Source organism: Actinoplanes sp. ATCC 53533 (genome assembly GCF_003947245.1).
In genome coordinates this window covers 1-21,184 of sequence record NZ_QHHV01000104.1, presented here as the reverse complement: position 1 = coordinate 21,184, position 21,184 = coordinate 1, and the positions used below count along the sequence as shown (strand labels likewise).

At 72.1% G+C, this 21,184-nt stretch carries 21 protein-coding genes; 7 read left to right on the top strand and 14 right to left on the bottom strand.

Translation table 11 applies throughout. The features are described 5' to 3' along the window. The first annotated feature begins 150 nt into the window (after positions 1-150). Both DMB66_RS30605 and DMB66_RS30600 read left to right on the top strand, forming a co-directional pair. Positions 151-1,332: an ROK family transcriptional regulator gene (locus tag DMB66_RS30605; RefSeq protein WP_233624955.1), complete on the top strand. Its 1,182-nt coding sequence runs from the start codon at positions 151-153 to the stop codon at positions 1,330-1,332. A gap of 278 nt (positions 1,333-1,610) precedes the next feature. Then, positions 1,611-4,463: a glycoside hydrolase family 3 protein gene (locus tag DMB66_RS30600; RefSeq protein ID WP_125807585.1), complete on the top strand. Its 2,853-nt coding sequence runs from the start codon at positions 1,611-1,613 to the stop codon at positions 4,461-4,463. 12 nt (positions 4,464-4,475) lie between these two features. On the opposite strand, the gene DMB66_RS30595 is transcribed toward DMB66_RS30600, so the two are convergent. The 3 genes from DMB66_RS30595 to DMB66_RS30590 all read right to left on the bottom strand — a co-directional run bounded on the left by DMB66_RS30595 (position 4,476) and on the right by DMB66_RS30590 (position 6,638). Next, a complete protein-coding gene (locus DMB66_RS30595; protein ID WP_125807584.1) occupies positions 4,476-5,534 on the bottom strand; it encodes a pectinesterase family protein in 1,059 nt (352 codons plus the stop codon). Positions 5,535-5,721: 187 nt separating this feature from the next. Further along, complete coding sequence (locus DMB66_RS64185) at positions 5,722-6,015, bottom strand: hypothetical protein (RefSeq protein ID WP_233624954.1); 294 nt, start codon at positions 6,013-6,015, stop codon at positions 5,722-5,724. After that, positions 6,012-6,638 carry a VCBS repeat-containing protein gene (locus tag DMB66_RS30590; RefSeq protein ID WP_233624953.1) on the bottom strand — a complete coding sequence of 209 codons (627 nt, stop codon included), beginning with the start codon at positions 6,636-6,638 and terminating at the stop codon, positions 6,012-6,014. The genes DMB66_RS64185 and DMB66_RS30590 overlap by 4 nt, the downstream gene beginning before the upstream one ends. Before the next feature lie 274 nt (positions 6,639-6,912). On the opposite strand from DMB66_RS30590, the gene DMB66_RS30585 reads away from it, so the two are divergent. Further along, on the top strand, positions 6,913-8,517 hold the full coding sequence (locus DMB66_RS30585; RefSeq protein ID WP_125807583.1) for an alpha/beta hydrolase: 1,605 nt from the start codon (positions 6,913-6,915) through the stop codon (positions 8,515-8,517). 96 nt (positions 8,518-8,613) lie between these two features. Here the strand turns inward: DMB66_RS30585 and DMB66_RS30580 are convergent, their stop codons facing one another. Continuing rightward, positions 8,614-9,162, bottom strand: coding sequence for an RICIN domain-containing protein (locus DMB66_RS30580; protein ID WP_158647416.1), 549 nt, complete (start codon positions 9,160-9,162; stop codon positions 8,614-8,616). A 302-nt stretch (positions 9,163-9,464) separates the two neighbouring features. On the opposite strand from DMB66_RS30580, the gene DMB66_RS30575 reads away from it, so the two are divergent. Beyond that, positions 9,465-10,070, top strand: coding sequence for a TetR/AcrR family transcriptional regulator (locus DMB66_RS30575; RefSeq protein WP_125807581.1), 606 nt, complete (start codon positions 9,465-9,467; stop codon positions 10,068-10,070). Positions 10,071-10,077: 7 nt separating this feature from the next. On the opposite strand, the gene DMB66_RS30570 is transcribed toward DMB66_RS30575, so the two are convergent. The 3 genes from DMB66_RS30570 to DMB66_RS30560 all read right to left on the bottom strand — a co-directional run bounded on the left by DMB66_RS30570 (position 10,078) and on the right by DMB66_RS30560 (position 12,775). Next, positions 10,078-10,797, bottom strand: coding sequence for a hypothetical protein (locus tag DMB66_RS30570; RefSeq protein ID WP_125807580.1), 720 nt, complete (start codon positions 10,795-10,797; stop codon positions 10,078-10,080). Positions 10,798-10,832: 35 nt separating this feature from the next. Continuing rightward, entirely contained in the window at positions 10,833-11,501 is a 669-nt protein-coding gene (locus DMB66_RS30565; RefSeq protein WP_125807579.1) for a DUF6230 family protein, read from the bottom strand. Between the two features lie 77 nt (positions 11,502-11,578). After that, the gene (locus DMB66_RS30560) at positions 11,579-12,775 is read right to left on the bottom strand and encodes a CdaR family transcriptional regulator (protein ID WP_125807578.1); all 1,197 of its coding nucleotides are present in this window, start codon (positions 12,773-12,775) and stop codon (positions 11,579-11,581) included. Between the two features lie 138 nt (positions 12,776-12,913). Here DMB66_RS30560 and DMB66_RS30555 point away from each other — a divergent pair, with 138 nt between their 5' ends. The 3 genes from DMB66_RS30555 (at position 12,914) to DMB66_RS30545 (ending at position 16,517) form a co-directional block, all read left to right on the top strand. Further along, complete coding sequence (locus DMB66_RS30555; RefSeq protein ID WP_125807577.1) at positions 12,914-14,146, top strand: YncE family protein; 1,233 nt, start codon at positions 12,914-12,916, stop codon at positions 14,144-14,146. A 3-nt stretch (positions 14,147-14,149) separates the two neighbouring features. After that, on the top strand, positions 14,150-15,484 hold the full coding sequence (locus tag DMB66_RS65615) for a jacalin-like lectin (protein ID WP_125807576.1): 1,335 nt from the start codon (positions 14,150-14,152) through the stop codon (positions 15,482-15,484). A 424-nt stretch (positions 15,485-15,908) separates the two neighbouring features. Continuing rightward, positions 15,909-16,517, top strand: coding sequence for a hypothetical protein (locus DMB66_RS30545; RefSeq protein ID WP_125807575.1), 609 nt, complete (start codon positions 15,909-15,911; stop codon positions 16,515-16,517). Between the two features lie 229 nt (positions 16,518-16,746). Here DMB66_RS30545 and DMB66_RS62830 read toward each other — a convergent pair whose 3' ends face one another. The 7 genes from DMB66_RS62830 to DMB66_RS30510 form a co-directional block, all read right to left on the bottom strand. Beyond that, complete coding sequence (locus DMB66_RS62830) at positions 16,747-17,379, bottom strand: DUF6069 family protein (RefSeq protein ID WP_233624952.1); 633 nt, start codon at positions 17,377-17,379, stop codon at positions 16,747-16,749. A 95-nt stretch (positions 17,380-17,474) separates the two neighbouring features. After that, positions 17,475-18,215: an RNA polymerase subunit sigma-70 gene (locus DMB66_RS30535; RefSeq protein WP_233624969.1), complete on the bottom strand. Its 741-nt coding sequence runs from the start codon at positions 18,213-18,215 to the stop codon at positions 17,475-17,477. Next, positions 18,175-18,519 (bottom strand): sigma factor, encoded by a 345-nt coding sequence (locus tag DMB66_RS64170; protein ID WP_233624951.1) that lies wholly within the window; start codon positions 18,517-18,519, stop codon positions 18,175-18,177. Before DMB66_RS64170 ends, DMB66_RS30535 begins: the two co-directional genes overlap by 41 nt. Before the next feature lie 133 nt (positions 18,520-18,652). Next, the gene (locus DMB66_RS30530; protein ID WP_125807573.1) at positions 18,653-19,435 is read right to left on the bottom strand and encodes a class I SAM-dependent methyltransferase; all 783 of its coding nucleotides are present in this window, start codon (positions 19,433-19,435) and stop codon (positions 18,653-18,655) included. A 298-nt stretch (positions 19,436-19,733) separates the two neighbouring features. Further along, entirely contained in the window at positions 19,734-19,982 is a 249-nt protein-coding gene (locus DMB66_RS30525; protein ID WP_125807572.1) for a hypothetical protein, read from the bottom strand. Between the two features lie 648 nt (positions 19,983-20,630). Further along, complete coding sequence (locus DMB66_RS30515; RefSeq protein WP_125807570.1) at positions 20,631-20,831, bottom strand: hypothetical protein; 201 nt, start codon at positions 20,829-20,831, stop codon at positions 20,631-20,633. Beyond that, the coding region (locus DMB66_RS30510; RefSeq protein ID WP_199752701.1) for a transposase at positions 20,828-21,184 on the bottom strand (357 nt) is incomplete at its 5' end. The genes DMB66_RS30510 and DMB66_RS30515, both read right to left, overlap by 4 nt.

Here is a 21,184-nt window from a genome sequence, read left to right as displayed (position 1 = left end):
GCCGACCGTCGATGGACCCACAAGAGCAGCCCAGCCCCGGGCGGGGCGGTGCGGCATGATGAGCGGGCCGGCCGGGGAAGGCCGGCGGCGAGAGGCAGGACTGACGTGATCAGTACGCACGGCATGACGCGGCCGGCGGACTTGTCCGACGTGAGAACGACGAACCTGGCGGTCGTGCTGCGGTTCGTCCGGACCCACGCGCCCTGTTCGCGAGCGGACATCGCCGCGTCCACGGGCCTCAACAAGGCGACCGTCTCGAGCCTGGTCACCGACCTGCTGGAGCGGCGGCTGCTGCGCGAGACCGGGCTGACCGAGAACAGAATCGGCCGGCCGGCGTCGATGCTGACCCTGCAGAGCCGGCCGTACGCGGCCATCGGGATCGAGCTGGCCGCCGACCACCTCGTCGCGATCGCCGTGGATCTCACCGGGGAGCGGCTGCTGACCTGGCGGCGCGCGTACCCCGGGCTGGACGGCACCGCCGGGCGCGCCGAGGCCGCCGTCGCGGCGCTGGCGGGCCGGGTGGTCGCGAAGATGGCCGCCCAGGAGCGCCGGGTGCTCGGGCTGACCGTCGGCGCGCCCGGCCTGGTCGCGCCGGGCGGCGGGGTCCGGTTCGCGCCGCACCTCGGCCGCACCGAGCTGGAGCTGGGCGCGGCCCTGGAGCGCGGCCTGCGCCACCCCGAGTACGACGTGGTGATCGACAGCGCGGCCAACCTGGCGGCGCTGGCCGAGCATCGCATCGGCGCCGAGGCCGACACCCCGAACATGCTCACCCTGATCGGCGACGTGGAGATCGGCGCCGGCATCGTCGCCGACGGCCGGACGCTGCGCGGCGCCCGGGGCTTCGCCGGTCAGGCCGGTCACCTGCAGGTGGATTGCGCCGGCCCGCGGTGCCGGTGCGGGCGGCACGGCTGCCTGGAGGCGGTCGCCGGGCTGCCCGCCCTGGTCCGCCGCGCGCTGCCGGACACGGTGCGGGACGGCCCGGTCACCGACTTCGCCCCCGAGCTGGAACGGATCACGGCGCTCGCCGGCAACGGCGACGCCCACGTCACCGCGGCGCTCGCCGAGACCGGCCGGCTGCTCGGGCGGGGCGTCTCGATGCTGGCCGAGCTGCTCGACCCGCAGGTCGTCGTGCTCGGCGGCAGCTTCGCCGCGCTGGCGCGCTGGCTGCTGCCCGCGGTGGAGGCCGAGCTGGCATCCCGGGTGGCCGTCCCGGGCGACCCCGGCTGCCGGGTCACCGCCTCCACCCTGCACCCGGACGCGGCCGCGCTGGGCGGCGCGATGCTCGCGCTGGACCGGCTCGAGGACGGAAAGCTGCCGGCGCCGGCCGCGTGAGCGAGCCGTCAACCCTGTGCCTGTCGAATACCGGCACCGGAGCGCCGGCCGAGGTGACGGCGGGCGAGTCCACCGGCCGGCATCGACTGATCTCGCCGTTCCTCTTGACCGGCGTCGATGCCTGGTGCCAACCTCAGAAGGCTCCGCCGTAACACGGGTGTAACTACATCGTTCCGGCGGAGCCTTTTCCGCATCCTCATCGAAGCGCTTCGACGGTCCGGCCGCAGCCACGGTTCGGGTCCGTCCCGCTCCGATCCCACGCCGAGGAGAACGCCCCCATGACCGACCCGGTCCGCGGCACCTTCCAGGACCCGGGCACGCCGCTGTCCGACCGGGTCACCGACCTGCTCGCCCGGCTGACCCTGCCGGAGAAGGTGGCGCTGCTGCACCAGCACCAGGCCCCGGTCCCCCGCCTCGGGATCGGCCCGTTCCGCACCGGCACCGAGGCGCTGCACGGGGTGGCCTGGCTCGGCGAGGCCACCGTCTTCCCGCAGTCCGTGGGCCTGGGCAGCAGCTGGGACCCGGAGCTGGTGCGCCGCGTCGGCGCGGCGGTCGGCGACGAGGTGCGCGGGCTGCACCAGAAGGACCCCGCGGGCGTGGGCCTCAACGTCTGGGCACCGGTGGTCAATCCGCTGCGCGACCCGCGCTGGGGCCGCAACGAGGAGGGGTACGCCGAGGACCCCTGGCTCACCGGGGTGCTGGGCGCCGCGTACGCCCGGGGGCTGCGCGGCGACGACCCGCGCTACCTGCGGACCGCGCCCACGCTCAAGCACTTCCTGGGCTACAACAACGAGACCGAACGGCACCTCACCTCCAGCGACCTGCCGCCGCGCGTGCTGCACGAGTACGAGCTGCCGGCCTTCCGCGAGCCGATCGCCTCCGGCGCGGCGGTCGCGGTCATGGCGTCGTACAACCTGGTGAACGGGCGGCCCACCCACCTGAGCCCGCTGCTCGGCGCGGCGCTGCGCACCTGGACCGACGACGACGTCCTGGTCGTGGGCGACGCCGGCGCCTGCACCAACCTGGCCGGCGAGCAGGGCTATCTCCCCGACCACGCCGCCGGCTTCGCCGCCGCCCTGCGCGCCGGGGTGGACTGCTTCACCGAGGACGCCGAGGCGACCCTGGCGCGGCTGCACGAGGCGCTGGAGCGCGGGCTGCTCACCGGGCCCGACGTGGACACCGCGGCGCGGCACATCCTGGCGATCCGGTTCCGGCTGGGCGAGTTCGATCCGCACGGCCCCAACCCGTACGCCGCCACGACCGCCGAGGTGGTCAACTGCGTCGAGCATCAGCGGCTGGCCCGGGAGGCCGCGCGTGGCAGCGTCGTGCTGCTGAAGAACAGCGACGCGGTGCTGCCGCTGCGTCCCGGCGGCACGGTCGCGGTGCTCGGGCCGCTGGCCGACACCGTCCTGGCCGACTGGTACAGCGGCACCCTGCCGTACGCGGTGACGGCCCGCGCCGGCCTCGCGGAGCGGCTCGGCGAGCAGGCCGTCCGCACCGCCGAGGGGGTCGACCGGATCCGGCTGCGCACCCCGGCCGGAACGGTGCTCGGCGGCGACGGGCCCGACGGCGCCGCGCTGCGCCTCGGCGAGTCCCCGGCGGGCCTCCTGGCCGGCTTCGACCTGGTCGACTGGGGCGGCGGCACCATCACGCTGCGGTCGGCCGCCAACCGGCGGTACGTGCGCGCCGACGAGAGCGGCGTGCTGGTCAACGACCGGCCGGAGCCGGGCGAGTGGGTGGTCCGGGAGACCTTCGAGCCGATCCGGCACCGGGACGTGGTCGTGCTGCGGCACCTGGCCAGCGACCGGTACGTCGCGGCGGGCCCGGACGGCGTGCTGCGCGCGGACGCCCTGACCGAGGACGCGGCCACCGCCTTCACCCTGGAACTGGCCGAGGACGGCGTGGCGGCGGCCGCGGCGCTGGCCCGGGACGCGGACGTCGCGCTGGTGGTGCTCGGCAACCATCCGATGGTGGCGGGGCGGGAGACCGAGGACCGGATCGACCTGGCGCTGCCACCGCGGCAGGAGGCGCTGCTGCGGGCCGTGCGGGCGGCCAACCCGCGGACCGTGCTGGTGCTGACCAGCAGTTACCCGTACGCGGCCGGCTGGGCGCAGGAGCACCTGCCGGCGCTGCTGTGGTCCGCGCACGGCGGCCAGGAGTTCGGCGCCGCGCTCGCCGACGTGCTGCTCGGCGAGACGGCCGACGGCGCCCCGGTGGAACCGACCGGCCGGCTGCCGCAGACCTGGTACCGCGGCGCCGACGAACTGCCGGACCTGCTCGACTACGACATCATCGGCAGCGACGCGACGTACCTCTACTTCCGGGGCAGCCCGCTGTACCCGTTCGGCCACGGCCTGGGCTACACCCGCTTCGAGCACCACGACCTGCGGTTGAGCGCCGCCGAGGCGGGACCGGGCGACCAGGTGGAGCTCAGCGTCGACGTGGTCAACGTGGGCGACCGGCCCGGCACCGAGGTCGTGCAGTTCTACACCCGGCAACGCCGCTCGCGGGTCAAGCAACCGCTGCGCCAGCTGCGCGGCTTCCGGCGGGTACGGCTGGCGCCCGGCGAACGCGCCACCGTGACGATCCGGCTGCGGGTGGACGACCTGGCGTTCTTCGACGTCGTGCGGGGCCGGCCGGTCATCGAGACGGCCCGGCACACCGTGAGCGCGGGGCGGTCCTGCACCGACATCACCGCCACCACGACGCTGACCGTGCACGGCGAGGAACTCCCGGAGCGGCAGGCCGGCGACGGGCTGCGGGCGGCGAGCCGGGACGGCGAGTACGGCACGGCGCTGACCGACGAGGGCCTCGAACGCGGGGACGCGGTGGTCGCCGTGCGCGACGGCGCCTGGCTGGCCTTCGACCGCGTCGACTTCGGGACCGGCGGACACCGGATCACCGCGGCCACGGCGGCGGCCGACCCGGGAACCCGGATCGAGGTCCGGCTCGACGAGCCGCTGTCCGGCCCGGTCGCGGCGGTGCTGGACGTGCCCGCGACGGCCGGCCGGCACGACTGGACCGAGGTGGCCGCGCCGCTGGCCGGGGCGACCGGGCGGCGCGACCTCTACCTCGTCTTCCCCCGGGCCGGCGCCCGGGTGAGCACGGTGCACTTCACCGCGGCGGGCTGAGCCCGGCCGTGCTCAGCAGTGCGGCGACCAGCCGTCGGCGCCGGCCAGGTAGGCGCCGACGGTGTAGCCGGCCGCCTCGGCGCGGGTGAGCTGCGGGCGGTCCGGCGTCACCAGCGCGCCCGGGCCCCGGTTGTGGAACTCGGCGAACCGGGCGTCGCGCCACGGCCAGGTGCCGAAGTCGCTCCAGGGCGTGGCGCCGATGTGCGCGCCGAGCACCGAGTCGCGGATGACCGTCTGGCCGATCGCGTTCGGGTCCTGGCTCGGGTGCCAGGGCCGGCCCAGGTAGACGCTGGCCGCCGGGGCGTCCGAGGTGAACGCGCAGGCCGAGAAGAGCAGCCCGTGCGGGTTGCCGACGCTGGTGCTCGGCGCGGTCACGTAGCCGTTGTTGGTGGCCGAGCCGCGGTCGAGCGAGTGGATCCGGCACCGGTCGAACGCGGCCGTGCCCCGGCCGAAGATGAAGTCCACGTCGCCCTCGACGTAGCAGCGCCGCAGGTAGATCCGGGCGGGCACGTCGGCGGCCCGGCTGTTGAGGTAGAGCGTGTCCTGGTTGCCGAGGAACCGCACGGTGTCGAACTCGATGCGGTCGGCCCGGGTCAGCACGGCCACCGCCTGCCGCCCGGTGATCTCCGGGTGGGCCGCCTCGTCGAACGAGTTCGCCAGGGTCAGGTTGCGGGCGGCGAAGCCGGCGCCGTCCACGGTGACCGAGGCGCTGCCCGAGGTGCCCCAGGTGCCGCCGCCCGGGCGCGGCGTGCCGTTGGCCCGGTCGTCGGTGATGACGACCTGCTCCGGGCGCGTGCCCCGGCCGCGCAGCAGGATGTGCGGCCGGTCGGCGGGGATGATCACCTGGCCGCGGTAGGTGCCGGGCTCGACGTCGATGGTGAAGCGGGCGGTGTTGCCCGGCGGCACGGCGTCCACCGCCGCCTGGATGCTGGTGAAGTCGCCGCTGCCGTCCTCGGCCACGGTGCTGCGCGGCCCGGGGCGGGCCTGGGCGGGACGGGCACCGGCGAACGAACCGGCGGCGATCGCCGCGCTGGTGCCCGCCGCGAGCCTGATCAGATTTCGGCGATCCATGGGACTCCTGCCGGAAGGGAGCGCCTGAGGTAAGCGCTTTCCCGCCGACCGTAGAAGCCGCAGCGACGTCCGTCAATGCCTGTGGTGACGGCGCCGGGCCGGGTCTGCGAGAGACCCGGCCCGGCGCCGCACCCCAGAGGAGGCGGTGAGCGTTCAGATGCGGTGCTTGTTCAGAGGCGGTGCGCGGTCACCAGAGGATGCCCGGCTGCGGGATCTCGGTGCCCACCGCGAAGAAGTCGTGCCACTTCACCCCCGTGCCGGCGAAGGCCACGCCGGTGGAGCGGGCGACGTAGACGTCGGCGGCGGCGCCCCGGGTGAACGTCGCGATGTCGTCGCGGCCGTCGCCGGTGAAGTCGCCCGTGCCCGGGATCTCGGCGCCGACGGCGAAGTAGTCGTGCCACTTCACCCCGGTACCGGCGAAGTACGACCCCCGGGAGAGCGCGACGTAGACGTCGGCGGGCGCGCCGCGGGTGAACGTCACGATGTCGTCCTTACGGTCGCCGTTGAAGTCCCGACCGACGCCAGTTCCGTGCCGACGGCGAAGAAGTCGTGCCACTTCACCCCCGTACCGGAGAACGACGAGCCGGTCGACAGCGCGACGTAGACGTCGGCGGCCGGGCCCCGGGTGAATGTCACGATGTCGTCCTTGCCGTCGCCGTTGAAATCACCCACCGCCGGCGTCTCGGCACCCACCGCGAAAAAGTCGTGCCATTTCCACCCGGTGCCCGAGAACGAGGAACCTGTCGACAATGCGACGAAGACGTCGGCGGCCGGGCCCTTGGTGAACGTCGCGATGTCATCCTTGCCGTCGCCGTTGAAATCACCCACCAGCGGCGTCTCCGCGCCCACCGCGAAAAAGTCGTGCCATTTCCACCCGGTGCCCGAGAACGACGCACCCGTGGACAGCGCGACGTACACATCCGCCGCCGGGCCCCGGGTGAAGGTGACGATGTCGTCGCGGCCGTCGCCGTTGAAGTCGCCGGCCACACCGCTGAAACCGCCACCGGCGGGCGGCGCGGCGGCCGCCGGAAGGGTCGTGATCTGCGCGGCCATCGTGATGGCCGTGACCGCTGCGAGCGCCAGCAGGCGCCGGTTCTTCTCCATGTTTCTCCCCGTTCTGGTAACGCTGACGGCACGGATTTGCCGCTCCAAAAACTAGCTTCAAAAGCCGCCGTTGTGATCTTTCAGTCCGCTTACCGTCCAGCTCGGGCAAAGGCCACGTAACGCCGATGAAAGGAGTAGGGTGGCGCGGCCTTCACGCTTATCTCCTCTCGCGGCCCGGTCTGATCGGGCCTAAGCTCTCCGTCGCCCGGCTAATGCGTGCTGTCGCGATCCGATCGCCGCGCCCCGCCGGGCGTAACGGACCGAGAGGCACGACATGAGAAGACTCCTGACGGCTGTTGTCGTCATCGGCCTGGCAGCCGGTGGCGCGGTGGCGTCGGCGCCCGCGCAGGCCACGCCCGCTCGCGGCGAATCCGGTTACACCCCCGCGCCGATCGCGTGGGGCACGTGCGAGAGCCCCGGACTGCAGCGCCGCGGCGCCCAGTGCGGCATGCTCACGGTGCCGCTGGACTACCAGCGCCCCCGCGGCACGAAGATCAAGCTTGCCGTCTCCCGCATCCTGCACAAGTCGTCGGCGGCCGACTACCAGGGCGTCATGCTGACCAACCCGGGTGGACCCGGCGGCTCCGGCCTGACCCTGTCGGTGCTCGGCGAGTACGTGCCGGACGACGTGGGCCTCGACTACGACTGGATCGGTTTCGATCCGCGCGGCGTCGGCGCCAGCGAGCCGTCCCTGTCCTGCGACGGCTCACTGACCACTGCGTACAACCGGCCGTACTACGTCCCGGTGACCCGGTCGCTCGAGAAGGAGTGGCTGGCCCGGTCCAAGAAGTACGCGCAGGCCTGCGCGAAGGCCGGCGGCGCGCTGCTCGACCACGTCAAGACCACCGACACCGTCGCCGACATGGAGAGCATCCGCAAGGCGCTGGGCGCCAAGCAGATCAACTTCTACGGCTTCTCGTACGGCACCTACCTCGGTCAGGTCTACAGCACGCTGCACCCGGAGCGGGTCCGCCGGATGGTCCTCGACGGCAACGTCGACCCCCGCGGCGTCTGGTACGACGCCAACCTGGCCCAGGACGTGGCGTTCGACAAGAACATCGGCACCTACTTCGCCTGGATCGCCAAGTACGACTCCGTCTACCACCTCGGCACGACCGGCAAGGCCGTCGAGAAGAAGTACTACGCGACGCTGCAGAAGCTGCGCAAGGCGCCGGCCGGCGGGGTCATCGGCCCGGACGAGTGGACCGACATCTTCACCTCCGCCGCCTACTACATCTTCGAGTGGACGGACATCGCCGAGGCGTTCGCGGCGTACGTCAACGACGGCGACTTCGCCCCGGCCAAGGCGCTGTACGACGGCGGCTACCCGCAGGGGCCGGGCACCGACAACGGCTACGCCATGTACCTGGCCACCCAGTGCTCCGACGTGCAGTGGCCGAAGAACTGGAGCAAGTGGCAGCGCGACAACTGGCGGACCTACGCCCAGCACCCGTTCCTGACCTGGAGCAACGCCTGGTTCAACGCGCCCTGCCTGTACTGGAAGGGCGACGTCGGCAAGCCGGTGAACGTCAACGGCAAGAAGGCGCCGCCGATCCTGCTGATCAGCGAGACGAACGACGCGGCGACGCCGTACACCGGCAGCCTCCACGTGCGGAAGCTCTTCCCGAAGTCGGTGCTGCTGGAGGGCGTGGGTGGCACGACGCACTCGGGCTCGCTCAACGGCATCGCGTGCACCGACAACGCGATCGCGGCGTACCTGTCCGACGGCACGCTGCCGGCCCGGGTCCGTGGCAACCGCTCCGACAAGCAGTGCGAGCCCCTGCCGCAGCCGGACCCGACGGCTGCGGCGGCCAAGAGCCTGTCCGCCCCCGGCGGCGGCTCCAGCCGGGTGCTGCAGGACACCACGGTCCTGCGCTGACCACCGGGTAGCAGGGGGCGCGGGCGAGGTGCCCGCGCCCCCTGCTCAGGCCCGCTCGCTGCTCAGGCCCGCTCGCTGCTCAGGCCCGCTCGGTGCTCAGGCCCGCTCGGTGCTGCCGCTCAGGCGCGCGTCCCAGCGCCGGGAGCGGGCGGGGCCGCAGGTGGAGAGCAGCGCGGCGGCGTTCTCGTCCACCCCGCCGCCGGCGACGGTCAGGCACCGGCCGCTGGCGGCGCCGCGGATGTAGAAGCCGGTCCCCTTGGCGTCCCACAGCCGCCAGCGGCGCGACACGGCGTCGTCGCACCGGTACTGCACGACGCGGCCACTCCCCTCATTGGCCGACAGGCAGCGCCCGGACCTGACGTTCTGCACCTGGAACAGCCCGGTCAGCGTCACCAGCCGCATCCGCCACAGGTGCGACCGCTCGTCGCGGCAGGCGCTCTGCACGACGACGTCGTTGTCGGCGGTGCCACCACCGGCGACGGTGAGGCATTTGTCGCTGCGCACGTTGAACAGCTGGAACCCGCCGACGAACGGGAAGGCCGGCGCCGCCTGGGCCGGAGCCGCCGGCACCAGCACCGTGGCCGCGACCGTAGCGGCGGCCAGCAGGCGCGAACCGGTGGTGAGAATACGGCGGCGAACAGACATGACGCACCTTTCACATAAGACTTCACCATTCATTCCACAGCCGACAAGAAGGTAGCCGCCGCGCCCGCTCCGCTCGGGGATATCCGCGCGAATCACCCATCGCGTCGCGGCGGTTCACCACCGCGTGCGTACGCCGTCTAGGCTGGCGGCAGCGATGCCGCGACCATTCCGGGGCCCCCGCCCAGACGGCGAAGGAAGGTGGACGGTGACCCAGTCGGCGCACTCCGACGAGCGCATTCCCGGCTCGCGTTCGGCCACCGATCCCGAACGGCTGCTGCCCCGCGGACGGCACGATCTCACCCGTGAATTCGTCAGCCGCACCCAACGGGACCGCCTCATCGACGCGATGGCCACGACGGTGGCCGAGCGCGGCTACGCCAACGCCTCCCTCGGCGAGGTGTGCACCACCGCCGGGGGTCTCCACCCGCGCCTTCTACGAGCACTTCGCGGACAAGGAGGCGTGCTTCCTGGCCACCTTCGACCGCGGGGTCAGCCTGATGCAGAAGTCGGTCGCCGGGGCGTACTCGCGGCCGGCGCGCTGGCCGCAGCGGATGCACCGGGGCCTGGACACCCTGCTGCGGATCCTGGCGGCGGAGCCGGCCTTCGCCGCCCTGGCCGTGGTCGAGGTGCTCGCCGCCGGGCCGCGCGCGCGGGCCTGCCGCCGGCAGCTGCTGGACGCGTACGCGGTGTTCTTCACGGCGGCACCGCGCCGGGCCGGGACGCCGCCGGTGCCGGACGGCGTGGTGGACGCGGTGATCGCGGGCGTGTACGGCGTCATCTACGACTTCGTGTCGACCGGCCGGGCGGCGGAGTTGCCGCAGCGCCTGGGCGATCTGACCTATCTGGTGCTGGTGCCGTACCTGGGCCCGGCGGCCGCCGCTCGGGTGGCCGCCGGGGAACCAGGATGAAGCGGTGCTACTCGGTGGGTTCCACCACGGCGGCGCCCGAAACGGTGATCTGCTGGGTCGCGTCGGTGGTGTCGGCGACCGTGTAACGTGCCTTGAAGGTGGCCGCGGTGGCGCCGGTCGGACAGGCCAGGCCACCGGTCACCTTGATGGGCAGCGACACGCCCGCCGAGAAGTCCAGCACCGGGCCGCTGGTCGCGGTGCCGGGCACCCACGGGCCGCTGAACGACGCGGGTCCGTCCGGCGCCACCGTCACCACGCAGGACGCGAGGCCCGAGATGGTGGTGACCACGCCGGCCTGCGGGATGGTCATGGTGCCGACCGAGCCGGCCTCTTCGTACTGCAACGCGATCGTCCACGGGCCGTTGGTGGAGTTGGAGACCGTGCGGGCGGTGGTGAACAGCACGTTGGTCGGGCAGGCGCCGCCGTTGTTGGAGAAGGTCGCCGGCGTCAGCGACGACACGACCGGGCCGGCGGCGCTGGTGTTGTCCGGCTCGGCCGGCACCGCGCCGTCGTTGGCCGACTGGTTACAGGTGACCGTAGTGCTGCCGACCAGGAAGGTGGCCGTGGTGCCGGTCACCAGCGAGGCGGTGTAGCTGTGCCCGGCCGGGCCGACCGTGGTCGAGGACGCGGCCAGGGCGGGTCCGGCGGGGAGCATCACCAGTCCGGCACTGGCGGCGACAGCCGTCGCCACTAGTGCCGACCGGCGGACGGTGTGGGAGCGGGTCATCTCGATCTCCTTTGATCACGGATTGCGGTACGGGCTCAGAAGCACTCGTCCTTGCCCCACTTGAGCCGCAGCGAGAGCCCGGTGAGGTTGAACTCGCCGGCCGTGGTCGCCCAGGCCGTCTGCTTGAGGTTCGTGATGGTGACCTTGTCGGCCTGCTGGCTGAAGAAGCCCTCGCGGCGCTGGGCCACCTCGGCCGGATCGTTGGTCGGTCCCTTGTCGAGGGTGGCGGCGTCCCGGCCGATCTCCATCGTCTCGAACTTGGCGTCGCCGTCCATGGACGTCATGTCGATGGCCATGTTCTTGGCCGTGACCGGCCGGTCGCCGCCGCCCGCGTTGATCTTGAGAGTGACGGAGCCGAAGTCACCCAGGTCGGTGACGACCGACTGGCAGAGGTTGTTCAGCGTCGCCGTCTTCATGACCGCCACGGCCACCGGCTCCGGCGTCTGCGAGCCGGCACCGGGCTCGGTGCGGGCGTCGATCGAGCCGTACTGCACGAAGCCGGTGGCCACAAGCTTGTCGGCGCCGACCTTGAACTGCTGGCCGGAGACCGAGAAGGAAGCGGCGAGGGCGCCGTTGGACATCAGGGTGAGCAGGCCGCCGACGGTGGCGGCGCTGAGTCCGAAGAGGATGCCGAAGCGGCGCCACCGGGTCCGACCGAACTGGACCGGGTGCTCGTGCTCCTCGGGACATTGACAGGTTGGCATGGGAATCTCCCCCACTTAATCCAGAAAAGGCTGTTGTTCTGGATGGGAGGCACGCTAACCCCGGCCAAGAGCCATCGTCAAGCGTCGAATTCCACGGTGGTCGGCCGGGTGCCGGGCGGGGAATCCCGCCAGGTGCGAAGCGCCCACCACAGGCCCACGGTGGCCAACACGGTCAGCCCGTCCCCCGGCTCGCCGGGCACCAGCGGCACCCCGGCGAGCTCGTGCAGCCGGCGCAACCGGTAACGGACCGTGTTCGGGTGCACGTGCAGCGCCGCGGCCGTGTGGTCCAGCCGCTGGCCGTGGTCCAGGTAGGCCATCGCGGTCGACACCAGCTCCCGGTGGAAGTCGTCGTCGGCACGCAGCGAGCCGAGCACGGCGGCCCCGGCCAGGCCGGCCAGCAGCGGCTGGGCGCTCAGCGCGAGGTCGCCGGCGTGCTCGACGAGCAGGTGCAGCCCGGGCCGGCCGGTGCGGGCCGCGATCGGCAGGGCGGCCAGGCAGAGGTCGTACACGCCGCGGATGTCGCGCAACGGCCAGGCGGGAGCCGCCACGATCAGCACGCCCGGCTCGAGCGCCTCCGCCGCGGGCAGGCGGGGCGTCAGGACGGCCAGCCGGCCCTGCACCGTACCGGTGACTCCGCCGCCGCCCGCCAGCCGGCGGCCGGCCGCGCGCAGCAGGCCCGGGTCGGTCACCTCGGAGACCAGGCAGTGGTAGCGGCCCTCCGGCCGCAGCCCGCTGCGGGCCAGGTCGGCCGGCGACGGCGCCGGCTGGTCACCGAGCAGCAGCCCGCGGAGCACCCGGTCGCCGGCCTCCACCCGGCTGTGCGCGAGGTCCTGCTCGGCGGCGCGGTGGCCCGCGATGACGTGCCGCTCCATGGCGCCGAGGTAGCGGTCCAGGTCCAGCAGCACCTCCAGCAGGACGCCGTCGGGGATGGCCGCCGCCCTGGCCCGCCGGATCGCGATCTCCAGCGCCCGGTTGCGCCCCGCCTGGACGGCGCAGAGCAGGCCGCCGATGGAGATGCCCTGCGCCGCCCGGTCCGCGCCGAGCCGGGCCGCCTCCGCGAAGTCGCTCTCGCTGGGGTCACCGGCGCCCTCGAACGAGGCCAGGCCGGCGGAGAAGAGCATGGCGACGTGCCGGCGGGTCTCCGCCGGGGGCAGCCGGGCGATCTCCGGTGCCCCGGCCCGGGCCGCCTCGACCAGGTCGTCCACGATGCGCTCGTCGGCCGCCATGGCCCACAGCACCTTGACGAACACCTCGCCGCGCGCGGTCTGTGTCATCTCTCTCCCCGGCGGTTGTGGCTGTCACACAACGAAGGCCCCGGACGTTGGACCCCGGCGCCTATCGACGGACAACGATCCGCTGTTTCCTGTGCGTTACCGCAAAGTAACATCGCTCCCTGCCCCAGGAGAGTCCCCATGGCCCGAAAGTTGTTAGCGTTCACCGCCATCGCCGCCGCCCTGCTCGCCGGCGCCCCGATGCCCGCCGCGGCCGCGGCGCCGGATCTGCAGGAAGTCATGTTCGTCGGCAACAACTGGGCGGGCACGGTGGACGTGATCCGGTCCAGCGGCAACTACGCCAAGATCGGCGGGCTCAACGTGGTCCCCGACCTCGACGCCCGGCTCCTGGACATCTACCTCAACCCGATCAAACTGGCGTTCTTCCTCGGCATCCGCTCCGGCCCGGGCGAGGGACACGACCAGCTCGTCGACGACATGTACACCACCCCGGACGGCACCGCGCTGGTCGCCTCCCGGCCCAGCCTGGCCGACGTCGTCTCGCTCGACCTGCGCACCGGCGCGGTGAACTGGCGCTTCCCGGTCTCCGGTTTCCGCGCCGACCACATGGCCGTCTCCCCGGACGGCACCCAGGTCGCGGTCTCGGCGTCGACCTCGAACACCGTGCACATGCTCGACATCAGGACGGGCCGGCAGCTCGGCTCCTTCAGCACCGGCGACAAGCCGCACGAGAACGTCTACACCGACGGCGGCCGCTACCTGTGGAACATGTCCATCGGTGAGGTCAACACCGCCCTCGACGACCCGATCTGGGACTGGACCAAGGGCAACCGGCGGATCACGGTCGTGGACACCACGACCTTCCAGACGGTACGCACGATCGACATGCGCGCCCGGCTCGACGCCTTCGGCCGTAAGGACCTGTCCAACGCGATCCGTCCCGCGGTGTTCAGCCCCGACGGCTCGAAACTGTATTTTCAGGTTTCGTTCTTCAACGGTTTCATCGAGTACGACGTGGCCACTGACAAGATCACCCGGGTGAAGACCCTGCCGAAGAATCCGGCCACCAGCGACGACCGCACCACCTACGTCAACGACTCCCGGCACCACGGCCTGGCGATGAGCCCGGACGGCGGCAAGCTCTGCGTCGCCGGGACCATGGACGACTACGCCATGGTCGTCGACCGCGGCACGCTGGCCGAGGGGCCGCAGGTGCCGGCCAGCAAGCCGTACTGGGCGACGGTCAGCGGCGACGGCCGCGACTGCGTCATCTCCGAGTCGGGCGCCGACCAGGTCTCGGCGATCAGCTTCGCCACCGGCCGCCGGGTGGCCACGGTGGCCGTCGGCGACCACCCGCAGCGCGTGCGGATCGGCCACGTGGCCGCCGGCTGGACCTCACCCGTGGCGGGCTGAGGATTGCGCACCCTGCTGAGCTACCTCGCCGCGGCGGCGATCGTCGCCGCCGCGGTGCCGGTCGCCGCGGCCCCCGCGGCGGCCGCCACCCCGTCCGGCGCCTTCGACGTCCTGACCTACAACATCGCCGGGCTCCCGGAAGGGCTGTCGAGCGCCGGGACGCCCCGCGCGTCGAGCACGACGGCGATCGGGCAGCGGCTGTCGGCGTACGAGATCGTGAACGTGCAGGAGGACTTCAACTACCACGCGGCCCTGTACGCGGCCGACGGCCATCCGTACCGGACGCCGACCAGCGGCGGGGCGGGCATCGGCAGCGGGCTGAACACGCTGTCGTCGTACCCGTACGACACCGATGACTTCGAGCGGGGGCGCTGGACCTCCTGCCAGCTCGACTCAGGCGACTGCCTGACCCCGAAGGGCTTCACCTTCCTGCGGACCCGGGTCGCGGACGGCGTCTACGTCGACGTCTACAACCTGCACACCAACGCCGGCACGAGCGCGGGCGACCAGGAGTCCCGGGCGTCGAACCTGAGCCAGCTCACGGCGTTCATCGGCACCCACTCGGCGGGCAACGCGGTGGTGGTCATGGGCGACACCAACACCCGCTACACCCGGGAGCTGGACACCATCCGGGCGTTCGCGGCCGACAACGGGCTGACCGACGCGTGGCTCCAGCTCGAACGCGGCGGCGTCGCCCCGGCCGCCGGCAGCCCGGCGCTGGTCTGCCCCGAGGGCGCGGTGACCGACGCCTGCGAGGTGGTCGACAAGGTGCTCTACCGGGGCAGCCGGTCGGTGAACCTCACCGCCACGGCGTACCACAACGAGCGCGCGGCCTTCCTCACCGCCGACGGGCTCCGGCTGTCGGACCACGACCCGGTCTCGGTCCGGCTGGACTGGACGGCGAACCCGGCGTACCACCTGGGCGCGCAGTTCGGCGGGCCGCACGGCGACCACTTCAACGACATCGGCGCGGTGCCGGCGGACGCCCGTACCACGTCGGTGGAGCTGCGGGCCGGCAGCCGCGTCGACCAGATCGGCCTGACCCTGGCCGGCGGCACCACGCTGCGGCACGGCGGCACGGGCGGCACCGCCCGGTCGCTGACGCTGGGCGCGGGTGAGTATGTGGTGTCGGCGACCCTGTGCCGGGGCGAGTACGGCGGCCACACCCGGATCTTCTCCGCCCGGCTCACCACGAACCTCGGCGCGAGCGTGGCCGGCGGCACGACGACCGCGGACTGCGTCACCTGGACGGCGCCGGCGGGCCGGCACCTGACCGGATTCCACGGCCGGGCCGGGGCCGAGCTCGACAAGATCGGCCCGATCTTCACCAACCGCTGAGGAGAAGCCGTACGGAACCGGGTGGCGGGCGCCACCCGGTTCCGCTGTTTCCACTCCCGGTCGACATTGACGACTGGCACTGGCGCGGCACATTCGTTCGGGATATTCCGGCCGAAGGCTCTGTGCGGAAGCTGTGGAACAGGCGCACAAACGCCGCACCGAGGCCGCGTGCGTTATTTCGAGCTTGTCCGCATCCCGGGCGATGTGCGCCTTGTCGATATGACCGCCGGTCACTGACCCGCGACAATATGCGGGCCGGATACCACGGTCCGGATCCGAGACCTTACCGAAAGTGCGACCGCGCCATAGGTTTTTGACAGCTCAGGTTTATGGTGCGCACAGCTTCGGTATCGAGGGTAATGCCGCACAACCCCAACGGTTTCCGGAACCGCATTGTCGACGATCAGTCCCCGAAAGGACTCCGATGAAAAAACGTTCGCTGCGCAACGGTGTCATTGTGGTAATCACCCTGGGCGCGCTGACCGGGGTCGGCACAATGGTGGCCTCGGCCGGCACGCGTACCGATGACGGCGCCGCGACCGGCGGCAACTCGGCGGAGCAGCGCGGCGACGACGCCGACCGGCAGGCCGGCCGGAACGGGGCGGCCGACCCGAACGGGACGCAGCGGCCGGCCGATCCCGACGCGTCGCCGTCCCCCTTCGACCCCGACGCCGACCCGAACGTCGACGCCGACCGGGCAGCCGCCGACACCAGCGCCTGCGTGGCGGTCCAGGTGCGCGACGCCCAGGGCGACGACGAGGCCCGGTTGTGCACCACGGTGCGGCGCACCGGACTGCGCGTCGACCGCGTCCGGGTAAGCCTCACGAGTCCGGGCGATTGCCGGGGCAGCGTCACCCTGCGGGCCACCACCCAGCAGGGCAGCGCCCTGACCGACACCGTCCCCTGCGCCGACCCCGCGACCGCGACCTTCACCCCCCGCCGGAACGTGGCCGACGGATCGCAGGTCTGCGGCGTCCTCGCCGCCGACGACCGGTTCGGCACGGCGCGGGCCTGCGTCAGGGTCACCGGCTGACCCTGATCCCGGCCTTCCCTTGATCACCGTGCTCCCTTGACCAGCGGTCGCACCCGGCCCCCCATCTCCACCGGGTGCGACCGCTTTCTGCTCATTCCCGCTTCGGGGTGCCGTCGCCATTCGGTCCGGCCTCGCTTCGACAGTGCGTCATTTTGCCTTTTCCCCTGCCCGGCCGGACGGCAGCACCGGTGCCGCTGAGGGTGTTGCGCATTGTCCCGTCGCGGAATCGTCAATCGGTCCGGCTGCGGAGACTCCGCGCCAGGGCGGGAATCATCACCGCCGCGGGAACGAGGTGCAACCCGAGGAGTGCGATAATGGTGGCGGTATTCGCCCCGGAGAGGAGAGGCGGGACGAACGAGATCGCGGTCAGCGATACCGCCGTCCATACGAATCGCCGGGCCGGGCGAGCGCTCCAGCGCAGAAACGCGACGGCGATGACGATACCCACGACCGAGAAGAAGCCGGTCACCACGGCGAAGCCGGACAGCGGAATCGTCTCGCCACCATCGGGCACCTCGAAGTCGACGCCGACGGCCCGGGCAAGCGCGGCGGCGAGGGTGGTGGCCACCACCGCCGCGAGCATGGCGATGAGGCCGATGCCGGCGAGCCCGCGAAGTCGGTGGGTCGTCCGGCCCGATGCCGGGCCTGCGACGACGCCGGCGTCATTCAAGCTGTTCATGTCGTTCCTCCAGGGAAGTGTTGACTGGCATGTGTCGGTCCCGGCCCTGGGCGTGACGATGCGCACCCTCGCCGTGCGACGGCCGGGGTTGCGCAGGGCGCGCACGCCGGTGCCGCGCAGCCAGAACCCGGCGTCGCGGCCGAGCACCGGCCCGGGCTCGCCGTCGCGCAGCTCCAGCTGCACCCGCCCGTGGGTGACGACGCCGAACGCGTCGTCCCACTCCGCCGCGACGACCTCGGCACGCGCGCCACCGCGCAGTGCGAGCGTCCGCACCGGGACTACTCCGTGCCGTCCGCCGGCAGGCGCTCCGGCAGCCCGAGCCGCGGGAACTGGTCGTCGTGGAACGTGACGATCTCGGTGATCTTCCCGCCGGTGACGCGCAGGACGTCGATCGTCAGCGGCAGGTACGCGCCCTCCTGCTGCCGCCAGTGGTAGAAGGCGACGGCGGGCTGCCGGTTCACGGCGGTGGGGACCGCGCGCAGGCCCGTCATGCCCACGAAGCCGCTCTCGACCCAGTCGTTGACCACCGTGTCGCGGCCGATGTGCAGGCCCGGCGTGGGTGGCATCGAGCAGCGGACGTCGTCGCGCAGCATCGCGGCGAGCCCGTCGATGTCCGTGGCCACGCTGGCCTCGGTGAAACGGCGCACCAGCTCGCGCGTCCCGGCGTCCTCCTCGCCGCCGGTCCAGTCCTGCCGCTCGGCGGGCAGGTGCTCCCGCATGCCGGCGCGGGCCCGCTGCAGCGCGCTGTTCACGGAGTTGACGGAGTCCCCGAGGAGCTCCGCGACGTCCTTCGCCGGCCAGCCGAGCACGTCCCGCAGGATCAGCACGGCCCGCGGGCGCGGCGCGAGATGCTGGACGGCGACCAGGTAGGCCAGCTCGATCGTCTCCCGCGCGACGGCGACGGTCTCCGGCTCGTCCGCGCCGCCCGCGGGCAGCTCGTCGAGCAGCCGGTCCGGGTAGGGCTGCAGCCACAGCACCTCACCGCCGGTCGCGGGCTCCGGGCGGCACTTGGCGAGCAGGTCCAGGCAGGCGTTGGTGGCGATCCGGTAGAGCCAGGCCCCGGAACGTCGACCGCCCCTCGAAGGTCTCCCGCCGCCGCCAGGCACGCAGGAACGTCTCCTGCACGGTGTCCTCGGCGTCCTCGAACGACCCGAGCATCCGGTAGCAGTGCACGTGCAACTCCCGACGGTGCCGCTCCGCCAGCCCCGAGAACGCCGGCTCGTCGACCTCGCCCAGCCCGCTGCCGCCCAGCCCGCTGCCGCCCAGCCCGCTCACGCCCAGCCCGCTCACGCCCAGTTCCTCCGGCCGCGTATCCGCATCCATCACGTCATCCTTCCGTCTCGTCATGTCCCGTCGTAGGTATGACGGGTGCGGGCGCGACAACTCATCACTCGATCACGGTCGGACGGCCTTCAGCCCAGGTGGCGGTGCCGCTGGAAGCTCGTACCGCCCGCGCTCACCGGCGACGCGCGGCGACGATCCAGGCCCGGGATTCGAACCAGACGCCCTCGTCAGTCACGCGCGCGGCGATGGTGTCGTGCAGCCGGGCGAGGGCACGAGCGGCGCCGGCAGGATCGAGCCGCTTGAGCAATGCGTCCGTGCTCGCGAAGCGGCGAACCCAGGCGAGGGCGGCAGTGGCATCCGGACCGTAGTAGACCGGTTCGTGGACGTCGGTGAAGCTGATCTCGGCGAACCCCGCGGCCAGCAGGATCCCCTCCACGGTCGTCGGATCGGCGAGCGAGAACGGATCCGGCCGGGCGCCGGCGACCGCCGCCGGCCCGTCGGATCCGGCGAGCGCCTGGCGGATGGCGACGTCCCACTCGTTCCGGTCGTGGGCCTGCCAGACCACCATCACGAGGCGTCCGGCCGGGCGCAGCGCCCGGCCGATGTTGCCGAAGGCGGCGACCGGGTCGTCGAAGAACATCGTGCCGAACCGGCTGATCGCCAGATCGAAGGAGCCCGGCGCGAAGCCGTGTTCCTGCGCGTCGGCGTGCTCGAAGCTGACGTTGTGCGGCCCCTCGGCCCGCGCGATCATGCGGGCCCGCTCGATGGCGGTTGCGGACACGTCGACGCCGAGCACACTCCCCGCCGCGGCCATGCCCGCAGCCGCCCGGGTCGTCTGCCCGGCGCCGCAACCGACGTCGAGGATGCGGTCGTGGGGCTGGACCGCCCAGGATCGGCGCAGCACGGCGCCGTACCTGATCAGCTCGGCGTCGAAATCAACCGGGCCGCCGGTCACCGGCCGGCCCCGATGGCCTCACGCACCACATCTTCCGGCGGCTGCGGCTCGAAGCTGGCCGGCAGAGTGACCATCGGCCCGAACCGCGGAGGCGCGGCCAGGAGCCGCGGATCAGCCGGCCGGTCGAACGGCGTCAGGTACAGTCCGCGCTTGATCGCTCGTCACTCCTCACGATTCGAACAGCCCGTTCCAGCTCCACGCCAGCTTACGAGCAGGGCTACGCTCGCCGCAGCACTGATCGCCGGTCTTGGTTGCCCGAACGCTCCATGCGATGGCACCGCAAGGTCGGGACCGCTGGTCATTCCGCGTTGCGAACCTTCGTGGTCGAGGCGCCGCCGGGCAGGAGTCGCTCGCGCAAGTCCTGGGGCAACTCCCACGCCACCACCATGTCGTGCAGATCGCTGGAATGACATCGAAGCGCGCCGAACGTGCCGTTACCCCACCGGATGACCTCCGCGATGTCGAGGTGATCGTCGCCGATCTGCACGCCCACGTCGGAGTCCGCCGGCAGAGCCGCGATCCGTTGCAACAGCTCGTCCCGCATCATCGCGAGTTGTTCCCTTCCGTTTGAGGCGGCTGGCTCCCGTCACACCCAACCCATGAACCGGGGCCAAAGGTCGATGTCGTCCACCGTGGGATACCGAAGGGCATCCTCGATCGCGTCGTACATGTAGGAGGCCATGTAGATCCGTAGCGGGGAACGCGCTTGTCGGTACGTCCTCAGCAGTTCCGCGCGCTGCGTCGAGCAAGGCCATGGCTCTGCGCAACCCGGCGCCTTGCAGCTCCAGTCGGGCCGCGATGGCATGTGCCCGGCCGCCGGCTCCGACATCCGAGCACCACTAAACCGCGAGCGGAAGCCGCGCGGCGGGCATCCGTCGAGCATTGATCAACTCCGGCTGACTGGCCCCAGGCTGACGAGTCGGAAGCCGCAGGGCCCGGGAGAAGAGCACGACGGCGCTTTCCCGTCGCCAGCACGGACCCAAGGTGCCGCACTCCAGGCAACGGCCCGTGGCACTGGACATGACGTGCGTATCGAGTGCGCGCTGCGCATCGCGGAGTTGTTCCTCAGCCGACGCTGCGTAGTACGTGTTTCCTGCCATCTCATCTCCCCGGCCGGCCGGGGAGATGGACTCCGCCACCCATCGGTCAAGTCCCTGGATGTGGTGTATTGGGTGATCTTCCGATTTGATCTTGGTTAGAAGAGGGGTTGACCGGGTTCGCCGGTGATGGGTTCACCGGTGGCGGGTTGCCATTGGTCGATGTCGTCGGGCCAGGGTGCGGGCCGGCCTTGGTCGTCCCACCAGCCGGTTTCGATGTTGTCGTTGATCAGAGCGGTGTTGAGGGCGGCGCGTTCGGCCGGGTCAGGGATGGTGTGCTCGCCGGTCGGGTGGGTCATGCTGCTGGCTCCAGTTGAAGTTCCTGGGCGGTCGCGGTGGACACGATGGTGGTGGGTGTGGTGCGGGCGCGGTCGAGGACGTCGAGAGCGAAGTAACGGCGGCCTTCGGTCCATTCGTCGTGTTGTTCGGCCAGGACAGCGCCGACGAGGCGGATGATCGCGTCGCGGTCGGGGAAGATCCCGACGACGTCGGTGCGGCGGCGGATCTCCTTGTTGAGGCGTTCGTTGGGGTTGTTCGACCAGATCTGGCGCCAGATCTGCTGTGGGAAGCCGGTGAAGGCGAGCAGATCGGCGCGGGCGTCGTCGAGGTGTTCGGCGACCTTGGGCAGGGACCGGCTGACCGAGTCGAGGAG